Annotated in this window: 17 protein-coding genes; 6 read left to right on the forward strand and 11 right to left on the reverse strand. The window is 72.5% G+C overall.

Annotation, left to right across the window (positions count from 1 at the left end):
- Window positions 1-4: 4 nt before the first annotated feature.
- From ACFY29_RS16570 to ACFY29_RS16580, 3 genes are all read right to left on the reverse strand, one after another.
- A complete protein-coding gene (locus tag ACFY29_RS16570; RefSeq protein ID WP_386986985.1) occupies window positions 5-2,398 on the reverse strand; it encodes an ATP-binding cassette domain-containing protein in 2,394 nt (797 codons plus the stop codon).
- A gap of 112 nt (window positions 2,399-2,510) precedes the next feature.
- Window positions 2,511-2,921, reverse strand: a complete 411-nt coding sequence (locus tag ACFY29_RS16575) for a VOC family protein (RefSeq protein WP_328419636.1) — start codon at window positions 2,919-2,921, stop codon at window positions 2,511-2,513.
- Window positions 2,922-2,926: 5 nt separating this feature from the next.
- Window positions 2,927-3,376 (reverse strand): helix-turn-helix transcriptional regulator, encoded by a 450-nt coding sequence (locus tag ACFY29_RS16580; RefSeq protein WP_328419637.1) that lies wholly within the window; start codon window positions 3,374-3,376, stop codon window positions 2,927-2,929.
- Window positions 3,377-3,530: 154 nt separating this feature from the next.
- Between ACFY29_RS16580 and ACFY29_RS16585 the strand changes: the two genes are divergently transcribed.
- From ACFY29_RS16585 to ACFY29_RS16605, 5 genes are all read left to right on the forward strand, one after another.
- Window positions 3,531-3,926, forward strand: coding sequence for a VOC family protein (locus ACFY29_RS16585; RefSeq protein WP_386986989.1), 396 nt, complete (start codon window positions 3,531-3,533; stop codon window positions 3,924-3,926).
- Between the two features lie 118 nt (window positions 3,927-4,044).
- Window positions 4,045-5,223 (forward strand): sensor histidine kinase, encoded by a 1,179-nt coding sequence (locus ACFY29_RS16590; RefSeq protein ID WP_386986992.1) that lies wholly within the window; start codon window positions 4,045-4,047, stop codon window positions 5,221-5,223.
- A gap of 115 nt (window positions 5,224-5,338) precedes the next feature.
- The gene (locus ACFY29_RS16595; protein ID WP_386988440.1) at window positions 5,339-6,451 is read left to right on the forward strand and encodes a hypothetical protein; all 1,113 of its coding nucleotides are present in this window, start codon (window positions 5,339-5,341) and stop codon (window positions 6,449-6,451) included.
- Window positions 6,424-7,137: a response regulator gene (locus ACFY29_RS16600; protein WP_386986996.1), complete on the forward strand. Its 714-nt coding sequence runs from the start codon at window positions 6,424-6,426 to the stop codon at window positions 7,135-7,137. The genes ACFY29_RS16595 and ACFY29_RS16600 overlap by 28 nt, the downstream gene beginning before the upstream one ends.
- Window positions 7,138-7,209: 72 nt before the next feature.
- Window positions 7,210-7,932, forward strand: a complete 723-nt coding sequence (locus ACFY29_RS16605; RefSeq protein ID WP_386986999.1) for a hypothetical protein — start codon at window positions 7,210-7,212, stop codon at window positions 7,930-7,932.
- Here ACFY29_RS16605 and ACFY29_RS16610 read toward each other — a convergent pair.
- From ACFY29_RS16610 to ACFY29_RS16630, 5 genes are all read right to left on the reverse strand, one after another.
- Window positions 7,814-8,794 (reverse strand): GlxA family transcriptional regulator, encoded by a 981-nt coding sequence (locus ACFY29_RS16610; protein WP_386987002.1) that lies wholly within the window; start codon window positions 8,792-8,794, stop codon window positions 7,814-7,816. The two genes, ACFY29_RS16605 and ACFY29_RS16610, sit on opposite strands and share 119 nt — an antisense overlap.
- A gap of 4 nt (window positions 8,795-8,798) precedes the next feature.
- Window positions 8,799-9,407: an isochorismatase family protein gene (locus tag ACFY29_RS16615; protein ID WP_386987003.1), complete on the reverse strand. Its 609-nt coding sequence runs from the start codon at window positions 9,405-9,407 to the stop codon at window positions 8,799-8,801.
- Window positions 9,408-9,490: 83 nt separating this feature from the next.
- The gene (locus ACFY29_RS16620; RefSeq protein WP_328419651.1) at window positions 9,491-10,243 is read right to left on the reverse strand and encodes a lysophospholipid acyltransferase family protein; all 753 of its coding nucleotides are present in this window, start codon (window positions 10,241-10,243) and stop codon (window positions 9,491-9,493) included.
- 105 nt (window positions 10,244-10,348) lie between these two features.
- Entirely contained in the window at window positions 10,349-12,409 is a 2,061-nt protein-coding gene (locus ACFY29_RS16625) for a glycogen debranching N-terminal domain-containing protein (RefSeq protein ID WP_355609280.1), read from the reverse strand.
- Window positions 12,409-12,780 carry an SCP2 sterol-binding domain-containing protein gene (locus ACFY29_RS16630; RefSeq protein WP_355609452.1) on the reverse strand — a complete coding sequence of 124 codons (372 nt, stop codon included), beginning with the start codon at window positions 12,778-12,780 and terminating at the stop codon, window positions 12,409-12,411. The genes ACFY29_RS16625 and ACFY29_RS16630 overlap by 1 nt, the downstream gene beginning before the upstream one ends.
- Window positions 12,781-12,994: 214 nt before the next feature.
- On the opposite strand from ACFY29_RS16630, the gene ACFY29_RS16635 reads away from it, so the two are divergent.
- Window positions 12,995-14,101, forward strand: a complete 1,107-nt coding sequence (locus ACFY29_RS16635; RefSeq protein ID WP_386987008.1) for a DNA glycosylase AlkZ-like family protein — start codon at window positions 12,995-12,997, stop codon at window positions 14,099-14,101.
- Window positions 14,102-14,166: 65 nt separating this feature from the next.
- Here ACFY29_RS16635 and ACFY29_RS16640 read toward each other — a convergent pair whose 3' ends face one another.
- The 3 genes from ACFY29_RS16640 to ACFY29_RS16650 all read right to left on the reverse strand — a co-directional run bounded on the left by ACFY29_RS16640 (window position 14,167) and on the right by ACFY29_RS16650 (window position 16,290).
- Window positions 14,167-14,583: a CBS domain-containing protein gene (locus tag ACFY29_RS16640; protein WP_386987011.1), complete on the reverse strand. Its 417-nt coding sequence runs from the start codon at window positions 14,581-14,583 to the stop codon at window positions 14,167-14,169.
- Between the two features lie 96 nt (window positions 14,584-14,679).
- Window positions 14,680-15,120 (reverse strand): PPOX class F420-dependent oxidoreductase, encoded by a 441-nt coding sequence (locus tag ACFY29_RS16645; protein ID WP_328419659.1) that lies wholly within the window; start codon window positions 15,118-15,120, stop codon window positions 14,680-14,682.
- A gap of 144 nt (window positions 15,121-15,264) precedes the next feature.
- Entirely contained in the window at window positions 15,265-16,290 is a 1,026-nt protein-coding gene (locus ACFY29_RS16650; protein ID WP_386987015.1) for an aspartate-semialdehyde dehydrogenase, read from the reverse strand.
- Between the last annotated feature and the right edge of the window lie 114 nt (window positions 16,291-16,404).

Genomic DNA, 16,404 nt, shown 5'->3' on the forward strand with positions numbered 1-16,404 from the left:
TCCCTCAGGTGCCGACGTAGGCCGCGAGGTGCTCGCCGGTGAGGGTGGAGCGGGCGGCGACGAGGTCTGCGGGTGTGCCCTCGAAGACGACCCGGCCGCCGTCGTGGCCAGCACCGGGGCCAAGGTCGATGATCCAGTCGGCGTGCGCCATGACCGCCTGGTGGTGCTCGACGACGATGACCGACTTGCCGGAGTCGACGAGCCGGTCCAGCAGGCCGAGCAACTGCTCGACGTCGGCGAGGTGCAGACCGGTGGTCGGCTCGTCGAGGATGTAGACGCCGCCCTTCTCGGCCATCCGAGTGGCCAGCTTGAGCCGCTGCCGCTCGCCGCCGGACAGCGTGGTGAGCGGCTGGCCGAGGCTGAGGTAGCCGAGCCCGACGTCGGCGAGCCGGTCGAGGATGGCGTGCGCGGCCGGCGTGTGCGCGTCGCCGGAGCCGAAGAACTTCTCGGCCTCGGTCACCGACATCGCCAGCACCTCGCTGATGTCACGGCCGCCGAGGTGGTACTCCAGCACCGATGCCTGGAACCGCTTTCCCTCGCACTCCTCGCAGAGGGTGGCGACGCCGGCCATGATCCCCAGATCGGTGTAGATGACGCCGGCACCGTTGCAGGCGGGGCAGGCCCCCTCGGAGTTGGCGCTGAACAGCGCGGGCTTCACACCGTTGGCCTTCGCGAACGCCTTGCGGATCGGGTCCAACAGCCCGGTGTACGTCGCCGGGTTGCTGCGCCGCGAGCCCTTGATCGCGGCCTGGTCGACCGACACCACGCCGTCCCGGCCCGACACCGAGCCGTGGATCAGCGAACTCTTGCCCGAGCCCGCCACCCCGGTGAGGACGACCAGGACGCCGAGCGGGATGTCGACGTTGACGTCCTGCAGGTTGTGGGTGCTGGCGCCGCGTACCTCCAGTGCCCCCGACGGCGTCCGCACCGACGACTTCAGGGAGGCGCGGTCGTCCAGGTGCTGCCCGGTGCGGGTGCCACTGGTCCGCAGCCCCTCGACGGTGCCCTCGAACACCACCTCACCGCCCTCGGTGCCGGCGCCCGGGCCGAGGTCGACGACGTGGTCGGCGATCGCGATCGCCTCCGGCTTGTGCTCCACGACCAGCACCGTGTTGCCCTTGTCCCGCAGCCGCAGCAGCAGGTCGTTCATCCGCTGGATGTCGTGCGGGTGCAGCCCGATCGTCGGCTCGTCGAACACGTAGGTGACGTCGGTGAGCGACGACCCGAGGTGGCGGATCATCTTGGTCCGCTGGGCCTCGCCGCCCGACAGGGTCCCGGACGACCGGTCGAGGCTGAGATAGCCCAGCCCGATCTCCACGAACGAGTCGAGCGTGTGTTGCAGCTTCGCCAGCAGGGGCGCGACGGATGGCTTGTCCAGACCGCGTACCCACTTGGCGAGGTCGCTGATCTGCATGGCGCACGCGTCGGCGATGTTGACCCCGTCGATCTTCGACGACCGAGCCGCCTCGCTGAGCCGGCTGCCGCCGCACTCGGGGCAGGAGGTGAACGTCACCGCCCGCTCCACGAAGGCGCGGATGTGCGGCTGCAGCGTGTCGACGTCCTTGGACAGGAACGACTTCTGGATCTTCGGGATCAGACCCTCGTAGGTGAGGTTCACGCCCTCGACCTTCACCTTGGTCGGCTCCCGGTACAGGAAGTCGTGCATCTCCTTCTTGGTGAACGTGCGGATCGGCTTGTTCGGGTCGAGGAGTCCCGACTCGGCGTAGGTCCGCACCGTCCAGAAGCTGTCCGACTTCCAGCCCGGGATGGTGAACGCGCCCTCGGCGATCGACTTGGAGTCGTCGTAGAGCTGGGTGAGGTCGATGTCGGAGACGTTGCCCCGGCCCTCGCAGCGCGGACACATACCGCCGGTGATGCTGAATTCGCGACGTTCCTTGACGGTCTTTCCGGCGCGCTCCAGCGTGACGGCACCCGCTCCGCTGATCGAGGCGACGTTGAAGGAGAAGGCCTGGGGCGAGCCGACGTGCGGCTGCCCGAGTCGGCTGAAGAGGATGCGCAGCATCGCGTTGGCGTCGGTGGCGGTGCCGACCGTGGACCGGGCGTCGCCACCCATCCGCTGCTGGTCGACGATGATCGCGGTCGTCAGCCCGTCGAGCACGTCGACCTCGGGCCGCGCCAGCGTCGGCATGAAGCCCTGCACGAAGGCGCTGTACGTCTCGTTGATCATCCGCTGTGACTCCGCGGCGATCGTGCCGAACACCAGCGAGCTCTTGCCGGAGCCGGAGACGCCGGTGAACACCGTCAACCGGCGCTTCGGGAGCTCGACGCTGACGTCCTTGAGGTTGTTCACGCGGGCGCCCTGCACGCGGATCAGATCGTGGCGGTCGGCAGCGTGCAGCTCAGGCGACTGCGTGGCCTTCCCCGTGGCCTTGCTCATCGTGTCTCCATCTGTTGGGCGGGACCGCCGTCACGGTCTCCGTCGGCGTCCGCTGGCTCAGCCGGCAGGGGCGTCGGACCGACCGGTCACCCACTCCTGCCGGGCGGTCGGTCTAGCGCAGTTCCTGGATGCGGACCATGTTGCCCGCGGGGTCGCGGAAGGCGCAGTCGCGGACGCCGTACGGCTGCTCGGTCGGCTCCTGGACGACCTCGGCGTCGCTGGCCTCCAGCTTGGCGAAGGTGGCGTCGAGGTCGGCGGTGGCCAGGTTGACGCCGAAGTAGCTGCCCTTGGCCATCAGCTCAAGGATGGTGCGCCGCTCGTCGTCGGTGATGCCGGGGCTGGCGGTCGGCGGGTGCAGGACGATGGACGTGTCGGGCTGGTCGGCGGGGCCGACGGTGATCCAGCGCATCCCCTCGTACCCGACGTCGTTCCGAACCTCGAAGCCGAGGGTGTCGCGGTAGAAGGCCAGCGAAGCGTCCGGGTCGGTGTGCGGGAGGAAGCTCGAGTGAATGGTGATCTGCATGACGGTCACGCTAGGCGCGGCCCGGGAGCCGGCGCTTCTCGATTCCTGACCGGTCTGGTCACCTGTTTCGCCACGCAGGACGGCATCCCCGCCGTCGCGGCCGCCGCCTCGCGCCGGTAGGTGCTGGGCGGCACACCGACCAACTCGGTGAAGCGGGTGCTGAAGGTGCCCAGTGACGAGCAGCCGACCGCGAAACAGACTTCGGTGACGCTGAGGTCGCCACGGCGCAACATTGCCATCGCACGCTCGATACGCCGCGTCATGAGATAGCTGTACGGCGACTCGCCGTAGGCGAGCCGGAACTCGCGGCTGAGGTGCCCGGCGGACATGTGCGCGCCACGGGCGAGCGCCTCGACGTCCAGCGGCTGTGCGTACTCCCGGTCGATCCGGTCGCGGACACGGCGCAGCCGCGCCAGGTCGCTCAGGCGCTGCGCCGCGTCGGGTTTGCTGGTCACCTGCGAAATCGTGCCACAAAGCAGGGGCCAACGGTCGAGCGTGACGCGTCCGGTCGACCAGGATCGGCTTCGCTCGGCTGACCGGCTGCGCGACCCCACCGAGCGGGAGGACACTGCCGGCCGGGGCCGGCGCGACCGCCGGCATGATGACCGGATGGCACATCTGGGACTGGTCGCGCTGCTGGTACGGGAGTACGACGAGGCGATCGACTTCTACGTCGGCGGCCTCGGCTTCGAGTTGGTGGAGGACACCGCCCGCCCGGACGGCTCCCGCTGGGTGGTGGTCCGCCCGCCGGGCGCCCGGGAGACGGCGCTGCTGCTGGCCCGGCCGAGCAGTGCGGAGCAGCAGGCCCGGATCGGCGACCAGACCGGCGGCCGCGTCGGCCTGTTCCTGTACACCGAGGACCTCGCCCGGGACCACGCCCGGATGGTCGCGGCCGGGGTGCGGTTCCTGGAGGAGCCGCGGCACGAGGCGTACGGCTCGGTCGCGGTCTTCGCCGACCTGTACGGCAACCGGTGGGACCTGCTCCAGCCTCGCAGCACAGGGTGACGCGTCGACGACACTCCGCGCATGGAGGGTGATCGACTGTCACCGGTCATGTTATTCTCCGATGTCGATCTCTGCCGCGCGGACCCGGACCGGGTCGTTGTCGGAAGGACACCTCCCGATGCCGGCCGTTGCCACTCCGACCGCGCCGCCGCCCGCGCTGGACAATCCGGCCGGCGGCGCGTTCGGCCTCATCTTCACCACGTTGCCGGCACTGCTGCGGCTGACCTGCGGGCTGGTCGGCGCGGTGGTGGCGCTGTCGGTGCGTACCCCGCCGGTCGAGCCGGCCCTGCTGCTGCCCGGCGTGGCCGCACTGACCGGCTGGTCCGTCTGGTACGCCGCCCGCGCCCTGCGCCACGGGATCACCCCGGCCCTGGTCGCCGGTGACGTCGCGGTCACCGCGGTGGCCTGCCTGCTCATCCCCCGCCTGGTGGCGCCCGGGGTGCTGCCCGGCGAGGGCAGTTGGATCGCGGTGCTGGCCAGCACCACAGTGATCAACACGCAGGCCACCGCCTCGGCGCGCTGGTCCATCCCGGCCGGGCTGCTGGTCACCGCCGCGTACGCGGCGGGGGCGCAGGGGGCCGGCAATCCCACCGAGGCCCGGGCGCACGCGGCCACCCTGCTGGTGCAGACCGCCTGCACGGCGATGATGACGGCCGTGATGCGCCGCCGGATCGGGCGGGCGGACCAGGCGTTCGCCGAGCACCAGCGGCTGACTCGGGACGCGTTGGTCGCCCGGGCCGCCCGGGAGGCCGAACGCCGGCAGAACCGCGACCTGCACGACACGGTGCTCGGCACGCTGACCATGGTGGGGCTCGGCGCGGTGCCCGGGCGGTCGGCCATGTTCAGCGAACGGTGTGCCGCTGACCTGCGTGCCCTCGTCGCGCTGACCGACGGCGGCCCGGTGCCGGGCGACGGTCCGGTGCCGCTGGACGGGCGGCTGCGGACGGTGCCCGACCGGCTGCCGGAGCTGCGGGTGAGCCTGGAGCTGGCGTCGTGCGCGGTGCCCGCCAGCGTGGCCGACGCGATCACCGACAGCGCCTACGCCGCGCTGTCCAACGTGGCCCGGCACGCGCCGGGCGCACAGGCCACGCTGCGGTTGACCCGGGACGCGGTCGCCGTCGTGGTCGAGGTGGCCGACGACGGCCCCGGCTTCGACCCGGCCAGCGTCCCACCGCACCGGTACGGGCTGCGCGAGTCGGTCCGTGGCCGGATGGCGGCGATCGGTGGGCGGGCCGAGGTGCGCTCGGCGCCCGGCGCGGGCACTGTGATCCGGCTGGAGTGGCCCGGTGTCGGCTGACCTCGGTGCCCCGGCGGAGCGCCCCGGAGCACCGGAGGCAACCCTCCGCGCCCCGGGGCCGGCGCTCCAGCCCGGCCTGACCAGCGTTCCGGGGCCCAGAAACCCGGCGCCGACGATGGTGCTCGCCGCGCCGGCGGCGGTGGCACACGCCTCCGACCGGGGTGCCCGGATCGCCGCCGTCGCCATCGCGCTGGCCTGGCACGCCGCCATCGGGCTGCCGGCGGTGCTGGGCGCCCGCACGGAGTTCGCCGCGCCAGCGGTGGTGCTCGGCGGCTGGGCGCTGGTCGCCGTGGCCGGCGCGGTGGCCGGGGTGCGGCTGCTGCGCGGCGCGCAGCTGCCGCCATGGCCACTCGCCGCGCTGCTGGTCGCCGTCGACGCGGCGGTCTTCGCCGCGGCCGGCGAACGGCAGCTGTTCACCGCCGGCAACTGGGTGTGGAGCACGCTCGGCTGGTTCTTCCTGCTGGCGATGTGGGGCCGGCGGGTCACCGGGCTGCTCGCGCTGCTCACCACGCACGCGTTGATCGCGTTGGCCGCCGTGCTCCGGCACGGCCCTGACACGGCCGACCTGGCCCGCTACGTGATGTACGTCTACGGCACCTTCTCGCTGCCGGTGGCGGTGTTCATGGGCAGCGCGGCGATCGTCGGCCTGGCCCGGGACCGGGCAGCCACCGCAGCCGCCGGTCACGCGATGGCCGCGGAGCGGGACGCCGCCGAGCGGGCCCTTCGGGAACGCCGCGACCGCCTCGCCCTGGTCGGCGCGGCGGCCGGGCGGGTGCTCGGGGACCTGGCCGCCGGGCAGGCCGATCCGGACGACCCGGAGGTGCAGCGCCGCTGCATGCTGGCCGCGGCCCGGCTGCGCCGCCTCATCGCCGAATCCGACGACGTGCCCGATCCGCTGCTGCACGAGCTGCGGGCCGCCGCCGACCTGGCCGAACGTAACGGACTGCCGATCGATCTGGTCACCATCGGCAGTCCGCCGCCGCTGCCGGTGGAGATCCGCCGCCGGCTGGCCGACCCGCTCACCGGCGTCCTCGCCGACGCGCGGGGCTGGGCCCGACTGACCGTGGTTTCCGGTCCCGACGAGGTGGTGGTCAGCCTGGTCACGCCAGATCGGGAGGGGCCTGCGGCGGCCGGCCCGCCGCTCGGGGAGCACGACGACGGGCCGGTACAGCACCTCTACGAGCGGGACGGGGACATCAGATGGGCGCAGACCCGGTGGCGGAAGTGACCGGCGACCGGCCGGTCGGGGTGGCGATCGTCGACGACCACCCGGTGGTGGTCGACGGGGTGCGCGCCTGGCTCGCCACCGAGCCGAGGCTGACCGTGCTGGCCACCGGGGACGACCCGGACGAGGTGCTGCGGACGGCGCCGGACGCCGACGTGGTCCTGCTCGACCTCCGCCTGCACGGTCGGATGGTGCTGGACAAGCTGGCCGAGCTGAGCGCCACCGGGCGGCGGGTGGTGGTCTACTCGGAGCACACCGACCCGGAGACGATGCTCGCCGCGTTGGACGCCGGGGCGGTGGCGTTCCTGGCCAAGCACGAGGGCCGGGAGCACTGTGTGGCGACCGTGCTGGCTGCGGCGAGCGACCGCGCGTACGTGCCGCCGGCGCTGGCCGGCGCGATGGTCGGCGACCCGCGACCGGACCGGCCGATGCTGTCCGACAAGGAGCGCGAAGCGCTGCTGCTCTGGTTCCAGTCGATGTCCAAGGCGTCGGTGGCTCGCCGGATGCGGATCAGCGAGCACACGGTCAAGCAGTATGTCGACCGTGCGCGGATCAAGTACACCCGGGCGGGGCGGCCGGCCGCCACAAAGGCGGCGCTGCTCGCCCGGGCGATCGAGGACGGCCTAGTCCGCCCGGAGGAGATCGGCATCTACCGGTCACAGGCGACGCACGACCGGCCGACCCCCTAACGGGCGTCATGACAGCGGCTCGCTGATCCACCAGGCTTCACACCACAGCCAGCTGACCGGGAGGTCGTGACGATGCACGCCGACGCGTCCCCGTTCTTCATCGGCCCCCACCGGTTCGATGCGCCGGACGACGATGTCAGGCCGACCCTGGATCGCCGCTACGACCTGCGCCCGGTGCCCGGCGAGCGGGTGCTCGGCCGGTACCGGCTGCTGGTCGCGGGTTACCTGCTCGGGCCGACGGAGTCGCAGCGTGGCTGGCGGCTGCCCGGGCCGGTGTCGGTGACCGTCACCGACCAGCGGATGTGCTGGGTGAGCAGCGGCCCGCAGTTTTCCCTGGTTGCCGACGACACGTCCGGCCTTCGGCCGGCGGGCTGGCTGACCGGCCTGATGAGCGGTCAGATCCGCTGGCAGTGGCCGTCCCGGTTGGAGCTGCCCCCGGCCGACCCGGACGGCGTGGCGCAGCTGCTGATCGTCTGCGACGCGCTGCGCACCATTCAGCAGCCGGCGCTGGCCCTCGGCGGGTCGACCGTAGAGGTCATCGCGCTGGCCCGGCAGGTCCGTCGGGCGGTGGCCACGTTCCGGCTCATCCACCCGCAACTGGTCGACCTCTCCGCGCAGGAGCGGGACGTGCTGCTGCTGCGGGCCGGTTCCGGGTGGCTCGCCGGAAACACCCGGGTCACCCTGCCGGGCTCGCTGCCAGTGGAGTTCCGGTCCCGGGACGACTACTACCGTTCAGTGCCGGAGTCGACCTCGTGGAGCGGGCTCGCAGGCGGCGCAGCATCCGGGCGTCGGTGAAGCCGACCGTCCGCGCGGCGGCCTCCACCGTCGCGCCGTGCCCGATCAGGTGCTCGGCGCGTTCCACCCGTAGCAACTGCTGGTAGCCGAGCGGGGTGAGCCCGGTGGTCGCGCGGAACAGCCGGGTCAGCGTCCGTTCCGCCACGCCGCCGGCAGCGGCCAGGTCGGCGAGCGGCAGCGGCTCGGCGTACCGGCCGTCGATCAGGTCCTGCACCCGGTGCACCGCGTCGGACAGGTGCGAGCGATGCCGCATCATCGCGCTGGCCTGCGGCTCGTGCCCGTTGCGCCGGGCGTAGACGACCAGCGTGCGGGCGATCCGGGCGGCGGTCGCCGGGCCGTGCCGGGTGGCCACCAGGTGCAGCGCCACGTCGATGCCGCTGGCGATGCCGGCCGAGGTGACCACCCGGTCGTCGACCACGTACAGCACGTCGCGGGCCACCCGGGCCGCCGGGTACCGGCGGGCCAGGTCGTCCTGCACCTCGTGGTGGGTGGTGCAGCGCCGGCCGTCGAGCAACCCGGCCCGACCGAGGGCGTACGCACCGGCGCAGACGCTGGCCACCGTGCCTTCGGCCGCGTGGTGCTCGGCGAGCCGCCGCAGGTCGGTCGCCGACACCGGTCCCTGCGGGCCGTGCGCCGACGGTCGCCAACCGGGTACCAGCACCAGGTCGTCCGGGGTCAGCTCGGGCCATCGGGTCTCGGCGACCAGCGGTACGCCCTGCACGCTGGGCACCTGCTCCCGCTCGGCGACGTAGTGCAGTCGGTAGTCGTACCCGAGGTCGGCGGCGCTGGAGAAGACCTGGGCCGGTCCGGCGAGGTCCAGCAGGTGCAGCTGCGGGACCAGCAGGAAGACGACCCGGGTCACCTGGTCAGCCCCGTACGCCGGTCAGGGTCGCACCCGTCAACTCGTCCACTGTGCGGATGGTCGCGAAGCGGCCGGCCAGCGCGTACTCGGTGCGGGTGACCATCTCGTCGGCCGAGAGCGTGCGCGGGTCGGCGAGGATCTCCTCGACGGTGGCGGTCTCCGGCAGGTCCCGGTGCGGGGTGGGGAAGGTCAGCGTGGCGTCGGTGACGAACGTCATCCGGTAGCCGAGGTCCGCGCCGACCCGGGTGGTGGTCTCGACGCACTGCTCGGTCCGGATGCCGCAGACGGTGAGGTCGTGGATGCCGGCCAGGGTGAGCAGTTGCTGGAGGTTGGTGGTGCTGAACGCGTTGTGCGCGGTCTTGACCAGCGTCGGTTCACCCTCGGCCGGGACCAGACCGTCGATCAGCCGCACGTGCCCGAGGGCCGGGTCGAACACCCCGCCCGTGCCGGGCTCGGAGTGCAGGACCCAGACCACCAGGTCGCCGCGCTGGCGGGCGGCGGCGACCAGCCGGTCGACCTGCCGGACCAGGTCGGGGTTGGAGCCGTACGCCCAGATCGGGCGCTGGCGGAAGGACTCCTGGACGTCGACAACGACGAGTGCTGCTCTGCTCATGTCTCTGATCCTGGCCGGATGGCGGCCGCGATGGCAGACACCATCATGCCCGGTTGCGGAACGATCCGGTCATCGCCGCCAGGTCACACGCTGGGGGCGCGGTGCTCACCAGCGGCGTCGAGGGCGGCGGCCTCCTCCAGTGTCGGTGCGCTGCCGCCCAGGTGCGCCGGCTGCCACCAGGTGTCGTCCGGGCCGGCCGGCGAGTCCGGGTACTCCCGCTGCGCCCGGTCGACGAGCGCGCTGAGCCTGGTGGTCAACTCGGCGGACAGCACGTTCACGTCCGGAAAGTCCGCCGGGTCGATCGGCTCGCCGATCAGGATGGTGATCGGGGTGTGCCGGCGGGTGAGGGTGCGTGGGCGACCCTTCGTCCAGAGCCGCTGGGTGCCCCACACCGCGACCGGCAGCACCGGCACCTTCGCCGAGCGGGCCATCCGGACCGTGCCGCTCTTGAGCTCCTTGACGGTGAACGACCGGCTGATCGTCGCCTCGGGGAAGACGCCCACCACCTCGCCGCGCTTGAGCGCGTCCACGGCCGTGCGGAACGAGGCTGCGCCAGCCTGCCGGTCCACCGGGATGTGCTTCATCCCGCGCATCAACGGACCGCCGATCCGGTGCCCGAAGACCGACTGCTTGGCCATGAACCGGACCAGCCGGTGCGACGCGTGTGCACCCAGGCCGGCGAAGATGAAGTCGAGGTAGCTGACGTGGTTGCTGGCCAGCACTGCCCCGCCGGTGCGGGGTACGTGATGGGCGCCCTCGATCGTGATCTTCAGGTCGAGGACCCGGAACATCGTCTTGGCGGCGGCGATAACGGGCGGGTACACGAGCTCCGGCATTCGCAGAATCTACCCTGCCCGTCTGTGGATCGCCTGGGTGGAGACCGGGCGGCGACGCCGGGCTGCGCGTCGCCGCCGGTTCACCGGCTCGGCCGGCCGGTCGGGTCAGTCGGCGAGGTTGTGGAGGTCCAGCCGGCCCCGGGCGAACGCGTCCACCCGACCCCAGCGGCCCGGAATGTCCAGCACCTCGATCCGGCCCATCCCCACCGGCAGCCGTGGTTCGACCGCGAGGTGCCCCTCGTGCGGCTCCAAGCCGAGCATGGTGCGCAGCAGCAGCAGCGGCGTACCGGTCGACCAGGCCTGCGGGCTGCACGCCGTCGGGTACTCCACCGGGAACTTGGTCAGCTCCCGCGGGTAGCCGCCGAACGCCTCCGGCAACCGGCCGTCGAAGTAGGTGGCGGCGTCCAGGATGCCGCTGGCGATGGCGGCGGCCTCCTCGGCGAAGCCGTACCGGCGCAGTCCCCAGGCGATGAAGGAGTTGTCGAACGGCCAGATCGTGCCGTTGTGGTAGCCGATCGGGTTGTACCGGACCTCCCCCTCGGCCAGCGTCCGCACCCCCCACCCGGTGAAGAGCCGCGGCCCCACCAGGTGCTGCGCGATCTTCTCGGCCCGCTCCGGATCGACGATCCCGCTCCACAGCAGGTGGCCGATGTTGGAGCTGAGGGTGTCGCACTGGCGGCCGTCCGGGTCCAGGGCCAGGGCGAAGTACTCGCCGTCGTCCACCCACCAGTCCCGGTTGAACCGCACCTTCAGCTCTGCCGCCTCCCGCTCCAGCTGGTCGGCGAACTCCGGGTCACCCCAGAACAGCCGGGCCATCCGGGCCGCCCGGATCTTCGCGTCGTACGCGTACCCCTGCACCTCGCAGGTGGCCCGGGGGAACGGCGGCAGCGTGCCGTCCCGGTAGGAGATCGAGTCCCAGGAGTCCTTCCAGCACTGGTTCTCCAGGCCGGTGTCGGTGTTGCGCCGCTCGTACCAGATGTAGCCGTTGCCGACCAGGTCGGCGTAGTTGTCGATCCACCGCAGCGCCGCCCGGGACTCCTGCTCCAACTCCTTGACCAGCGCCACGTCACCGGTCCACCGCTCGTACTCGTCGAGCAGCACGACGAACAGCGGTGTGGCGTCCACCGAGCCGTAGTACGGCGAGTGCGGCTGCTCCTCGAACGCGGCGGTCTCGCCGTAGCGCATCTCGTGCAGGATCCGCCCGGGGTCCTCGTCCCGGAAGTCGTCGAACCGGCTGCCCTGCAGGGAGGCCAGGACGCGCAGCGTGGTCTTCGACAGTTGCGGGGTGAACGGCAGCGTCTGCAGGCAGGTGAGAATGCTGTCCCGGCCGAACATCGTCATGAACCAGGGCAGGCCGGCGGCCGGCAGGGTGGCGCCGCCGAGCGACAGCGGCGAGAAGCGTAGCGCCGCCAGGTCGATCAGGCTGCGCTGGTACGTGCTGGCTACCCGGCCGTGCTCACTGTTGACCTTGGGGGCATCCGCGATCCACTTCTCCAGGTCGTGCTGGAGGGCGAGCCGTTCGTTGCCGTGCACCCGAAGTCCGAAGCGCAGGTCCCGGCCGCCGGGCCCGACCGCGTTGGTCTGGACGTCGATCGCCGCTTCCCACTGCTCGTTGGGCTCCAGGTGGACGGTGTACACGAATCCCGTGCTGTCGTAGCGGGCCGCCACCGACGAGGAGATGACAGTCTCCCGTTTGAAGTTGCCCCGGCGGTAGCCCAACCGCAGCCGGTCCGCCTCGACCTCGGTGTAGATCTCGCCCTTCTTGTTCAGGATCTCGTCCTTGACCTGGAACAGGTCGGCGAAGTCCGACGCCGCGTCCATTCGGATTTCCAGGTCCACCGGCTTCTCGTCGTGGTTGAGGATGGTGAGCTGCTCGCGGAAGCTCCCGCCGACCGCACGCTCCCGGATGATCGACAACTTGGCGTCGATGTAGTGCGTGGCCATCCCCGGCACCAGGAAGAAGCGCGACTCGAAGTACTGGAGGTCGTCGAAGGAGAGCGAGTTGAGCCGCTCGCCGTTCACGGTCAGCACCCAGGTGGACAGAAACCGGGTGTCGATGGAGAACAGCCCGGTCGGCTCGCTCGGCGTCGCCTCGATGTCACCGGTGTCCTCGCAGACCACGAACGTGTTGCCGTCGAGGATCCGGACCGTGTTGCTCTGGCCCATCAGTGCACCTCCCCCGCGAAGCGCCGGCGCGGCCCGCGGGCGTCCGGGGAACCCGGGAAGACCCGCTCCACCTGCACCACCAGCCGGGCGTCACCCAGCACCGTCATGTCCCCCCGGAACAGTGCGGCTAGTCCGTGCTCGCGGCCCGCGGCGATGTCCTCGAAGAGCGCCGGGCTGGTCCCGAGGACCGTGTCGGCCTCCCGGTCCTCCTGGCTCACGTCCACCCGGCCGTGGTCGATCCGCAGCAGCCAGTGCCTGGTCTGCGCCCCCTCCTGCAGGTCGATGCGCAGTGTCCCGGATGCCTTCGCCAGCAGGGGTTCGTACCCCCGCCGGTCCAGGTCCTCGAAGAACCTCGTGGTCGCGTCCACCATCGGGTCCACTCCTCCCCAGTTGGCCGGGCCGGGATCCCACCCGGCGTGCTCGCGTCGCACGCGCGGCCGGCTTCGCACGTCCCCGCACGGGTCCCCGCCGGTCCTCCGGTCAACCTCGCCCGGATCGGGTGAGCCGCCGGGCGGTGTCGGACGGGCCGGGTAGCGTGCCGGGCATCGGGGTGGGCGCGACGGGACGTCCGGGACGGAGGGGCAGATGACGGTGCAGACGCCAGAGGTCGACCGCCGGCAGGTGCTCGCCTACCGGGTCGGGGCCCAGCAGCTCGACCGCTCCGGCGGCCGGCGTCCGGGCGACCTGGCGGTGCTGGCCCTCGGCGTGCAGGACACGCCCTACGGCTCGGCCCGGCAGGCGCTGGCGGCGCGCGGCGCGACCGAGCCGGACGACCGGCTGGAGCTGGTCTGGTCGATGCGGGGCGCCCCGCATCTGCACCGGCGTGCCGAGCTGCCGACGCTGGCCGCGGCCATCTGGCCGCTCAGTGACGCCGACGCCACCCGGCGGATCCCCGGGCAGATCGGCGCGGGTGCCCGGCTCGGGCTGGCCGCGTTCCGGGCCACCGCCGAGGCGTTCCAGGCGGTGGTCACCACCGAGTTGGAACGCGGCGTGGTCAGCCGGGCGGTCTCCGACCGGGTGCCCGCGGAGTTGACCTACGACTGCCGGACGTGCCAGGCGCGGCACATCTCCGGGGCGGTGTTCCAGCAGGTCGGGCTCGCCGGCGGGGTGCGCCTGGTGGTCGTTGGGCGGGCCGCCCGGCTCGCCCCGCTGCCCGACTGGCCCGGCCCACCCGCCGAGGCGGCGCACACGGCCGAGCTGATCACGACCTACCTGCGGCTGCTCGGCCCGGCCACCCCCGCCGACGCGGCCGGCTTCCTGGGCTCCACCGCGACGGAGCTACGCCGGGTCTGGCCGGCGGGCCTGGCCGAGGTACGGGTCGACGGCCGGGCCGCCTGGCTGCCGGCCGACGCGCTCGACGCGTTGACCGGCGCTCCCGCGTCACGGCTGGTGCGGCTGCTGCCGCCGGGCGACCCCTTCCTCGCCGGCCGCGACCGTAACCTGCTGGTGCCGGAGCGGGAGCACCAGCAGCAGCTGTGGCGGGCGATCGGCAATCCCGGCGCCCTGCTGGTGGACGGCGAGGTGGTCGGCACCTGGCGGGCACGGCAGGCCGGAAAGGGGCGGCTGGAGCTGACGGTCAGCCCGTGGTCGGCGTTGTCGGCCCCGGTCCGACGGGAGGTCGACGCCGAGGCCGCGACGGTGGCCGCCGCTCGCGCCGCCACCGACGTGCGGGTCCAGGTCGAGCCGATCTGACGTCCCGGAACGGCGCAGCGCCGGCCCTCCCGTGCGGGGAGAGCCGGCGCGCCCGCGGCGGACGGTCAGTTGTTCGGATCGTCGGCGCTGATGTCGGCCAGCACCGACTGTGGTTCGCGCTCGACGGCGAGGTCGCCCATCGAGACCAGGCCGATCAGCCGCCCGTCGTCGATCACCGGCAGCCGGCGTACGGCGTAGGTGCGCATCAGGTCTGCGGCGGCCACCGCGTCGTCGTACTGGCTCACGGTCACCACATCTCGGGTGGTGACCTGGTTCAACCGGGTCGAGCCCGGGTCCATGTTCTCGGCGACACCCCGGACCGTGATGTCCCGGTCCGTGACGATGCCGACCACACTGTCGCCGTCGGTCACCACCACATCACCAATCGCGCTGTCGCGCATCTCCTGCGCGGCTGCGATGAGCGTGTCGTTGCCGTCCATCGTCACCAACCGGGTCGTCATGAACTCTCCGACCGTTGTCATGGTGCTCCCCTCTCGGTGTCGGCACGGCCCGTCTACCCGCCGCCCGGGGCGGGGTAACGCGGGGTGGCCGGCCGACCGTAGGACGACGGGCGAGCGTCAGCCTCGGGGCGGCGCGCCGTAGATCCGCTCCACGGGCAGGCGCAGCACCAGCCGCCGCTCGGCGACCATGGCTTCGCGGTATTCGTCCCAGTCCGGGTGTTCGCCACGCAGCGACCGGTAGACCGCCACCAACTCCTCGACGGTCTCGTCGCCGGGCTCGCTGGCCGGGGCGGTCAGCTCGGCGTGCCCCTCGACCACCGCGTACGCCCAGCCGTCCTCGCTGCCGACGTGGAAGCTGGCCCGCGGGTCCCGGCGGAGATTGGCGGTCTTGGCGCGGCCGTCGGTGACCGAGACCCGGATCAGCCCCGCCTCCCGGTCGAACGAATAGACCACTGTGGACAACTGTGGCCGCCCGTCCCGCTTGAGCGTCGCCAGCACGCCCATCGAGCGGCCGGCGATCAGGTCGGTCAACGCCTGCTGGGTGCGATCGTCCGGCACGGCTTCCTCCAGGTGGCACGGTCAGCTTCGTCCATCCAAGCACGACCGGCTGCCCGTCGCGCCCGATGGCCGACCGGCGACATCCCCTGAAACGACCCGAGGCCCCCGCCGGTTGCCGGCGGGGGCCTCGGGTGACGGCGACGGTCAGCGACGCTCGGCGGCGACCAGCTCGGCGATCTGCACCGCGTTGAGCGCGGCGCCCTTGCGCAGGTTGTCGTTGGAGCAGAACAGGGCCAGCCCGTACTCGACGGTCTCGTCCGCGCGGATCCGCCCCACGTAGCTCGGGTCCTGCCCGGCCGCCTGCAACGGCGTCGGGACGTCGGTCAGCGCCACCCCCGGCGCGTCGGCGAGCAGTTCGTGGGCACGCTGCGGGGTGAGCGGCCGGGCGAACCGGGCGTTGATCTGGAGCGAGTGGCCGGTGAAGACCGGCACCCGGACGCAGGTGCCGGAGACCTTCAGGTCGGGGATCTCCAGGATCTTGCGGCTCTCGTTGCGCAGCTTCTGCTCCTCGTCGGTCTCGAACGAGCCGTCGTCGACGATCGAGCCGGCCAGCGGGAGCACGTTGAAGGCGATCGGCTCGGCGAACGAGCGCGGCGCAGGGAACTCCACGGCCGATCCGTCGAAGGCGAGCGCGGCGGCGTGCTCGGCGACCTTGCGGACCTGCTCATCCAGCTCGGCGACGCCGGCCAGCCCGGCGCCGGAGACCGCCTGGTACGTCGAGACGACCAGGCCGACCAGGCCGGCCTCGGCGTGCAGCGGACGCAGCACCGGCATCGCGGCCATCGTGGTGCAGTTGGGGTTGGCGATGATGCCCTTGGGGCGCTCAGTGACGGCGTGCGGGTTGACCTCGGCGACCACCAGCGGCACCAGCGGGTCCATCCGGAACGCCGAGGAGTTGTCGATCACCACGGCACCGGCCTCGGCGACTCGGGGGGCCAACTCCCGGGCCGTCCCCTTACCGGCCGAGAAGAGCACGATGTCCAGACCGGCGTAGTCCGCGGTCGCGGCGTCCTCGACGGTCACCTCGCCGTCACGCCAGGGCAGCGTCCGCCCGGCGGACCGCGCCGAGGCGAACAACCGCACCTGCTCCGCCGGGAACTCCCGTTCCGCCAGCACCTGCCGCATCACGCCACCGACCTGGCCGGTGGCCCCCACAATGCCGATCCTCATGCCCGCGAGGCTACCCAGCCCGCCCCCACAACCGGGAGCCCTTTCCCACCCCCCGCGTCCCGCATCACACTGCAACCCCAACCCGCCCCCGGACCCCCGGCCCTCCCCCGCCCG

It is taken from the genome of Micromonospora sp. NPDC000668, assembly GCF_042897975.1.
Taxonomy (GTDB): Bacteria; Actinomycetota; Actinomycetes; order Mycobacteriales; family Micromonosporaceae; genus Micromonospora.

Coding starts and splice junctions, on each gene's coding strand:
- ACFY29_RS16570 (WP_386986985.1), bottom strand. CDS start 2,398: ATGAGCAAGGCCACGGGGAAGGCCACGCAGTCGCCTGAGCTGCACGCT.
- ACFY29_RS16575 (WP_328419636.1), bottom strand. CDS start 2,921: ATGCAGATCACCATTCACTCGAGCTTCCTCCCGCACACCGACCCGGAC.
- ACFY29_RS16585 (WP_386986989.1), top strand. CDS start 3,531: ATGGCACATCTGGGACTGGTCGCGCTGCTGGTACGGGAGTACGACGAG.
- ACFY29_RS16590 (WP_386986992.1), top strand. CDS start 4,045: ATGCCGGCCGTTGCCACTCCGACCGCGCCGCCGCCCGCGCTGGACAAT.
- ACFY29_RS16595 (WP_386988440.1), top strand. CDS start 5,339: ATGGTGCTCGCCGCGCCGGCGGCGGTGGCACACGCCTCCGACCGGGGT.
- ACFY29_RS16600 (WP_386986996.1), top strand. CDS start 6,424: ATGGGCGCAGACCCGGTGGCGGAAGTGACCGGCGACCGGCCGGTCGGG.
- ACFY29_RS16605 (WP_386986999.1), top strand. CDS start 7,210: ATGCACGCCGACGCGTCCCCGTTCTTCATCGGCCCCCACCGGTTCGAT.
- ACFY29_RS16615 (WP_386987003.1), bottom strand. CDS start 9,407: ATGAGCAGAGCAGCACTCGTCGTTGTCGACGTCCAGGAGTCCTTCCGC.
- ACFY29_RS16620 (WP_328419651.1), bottom strand. CDS start 10,243: ATGCCGGAGCTCGTGTACCCGCCCGTTATCGCCGCCGCCAAGACGATG.
- ACFY29_RS16625 (WP_355609280.1), bottom strand. CDS start 12,409: ATGGGCCAGAGCAACACGGTCCGGATCCTCGACGGCAACACGTTCGTG.
- ACFY29_RS16630 (WP_355609452.1), bottom strand. CDS start 12,780: ATGGTGGACGCGACCACGAGGTTCTTCGAGGACCTGGACCGGCGGGGG.
- ACFY29_RS16635 (WP_386987008.1), top strand. CDS start 12,995: ATGACGGTGCAGACGCCAGAGGTCGACCGCCGGCAGGTGCTCGCCTAC.
- ACFY29_RS16640 (WP_386987011.1), bottom strand. CDS start 14,583: ATGACAACGGTCGGAGAGTTCATGACGACCCGGTTGGTGACGATGGAC.
- ACFY29_RS16650 (WP_386987015.1), bottom strand. CDS start 16,290: ATGAGGATCGGCATTGTGGGGGCCACCGGCCAGGTCGGTGGCGTGATG.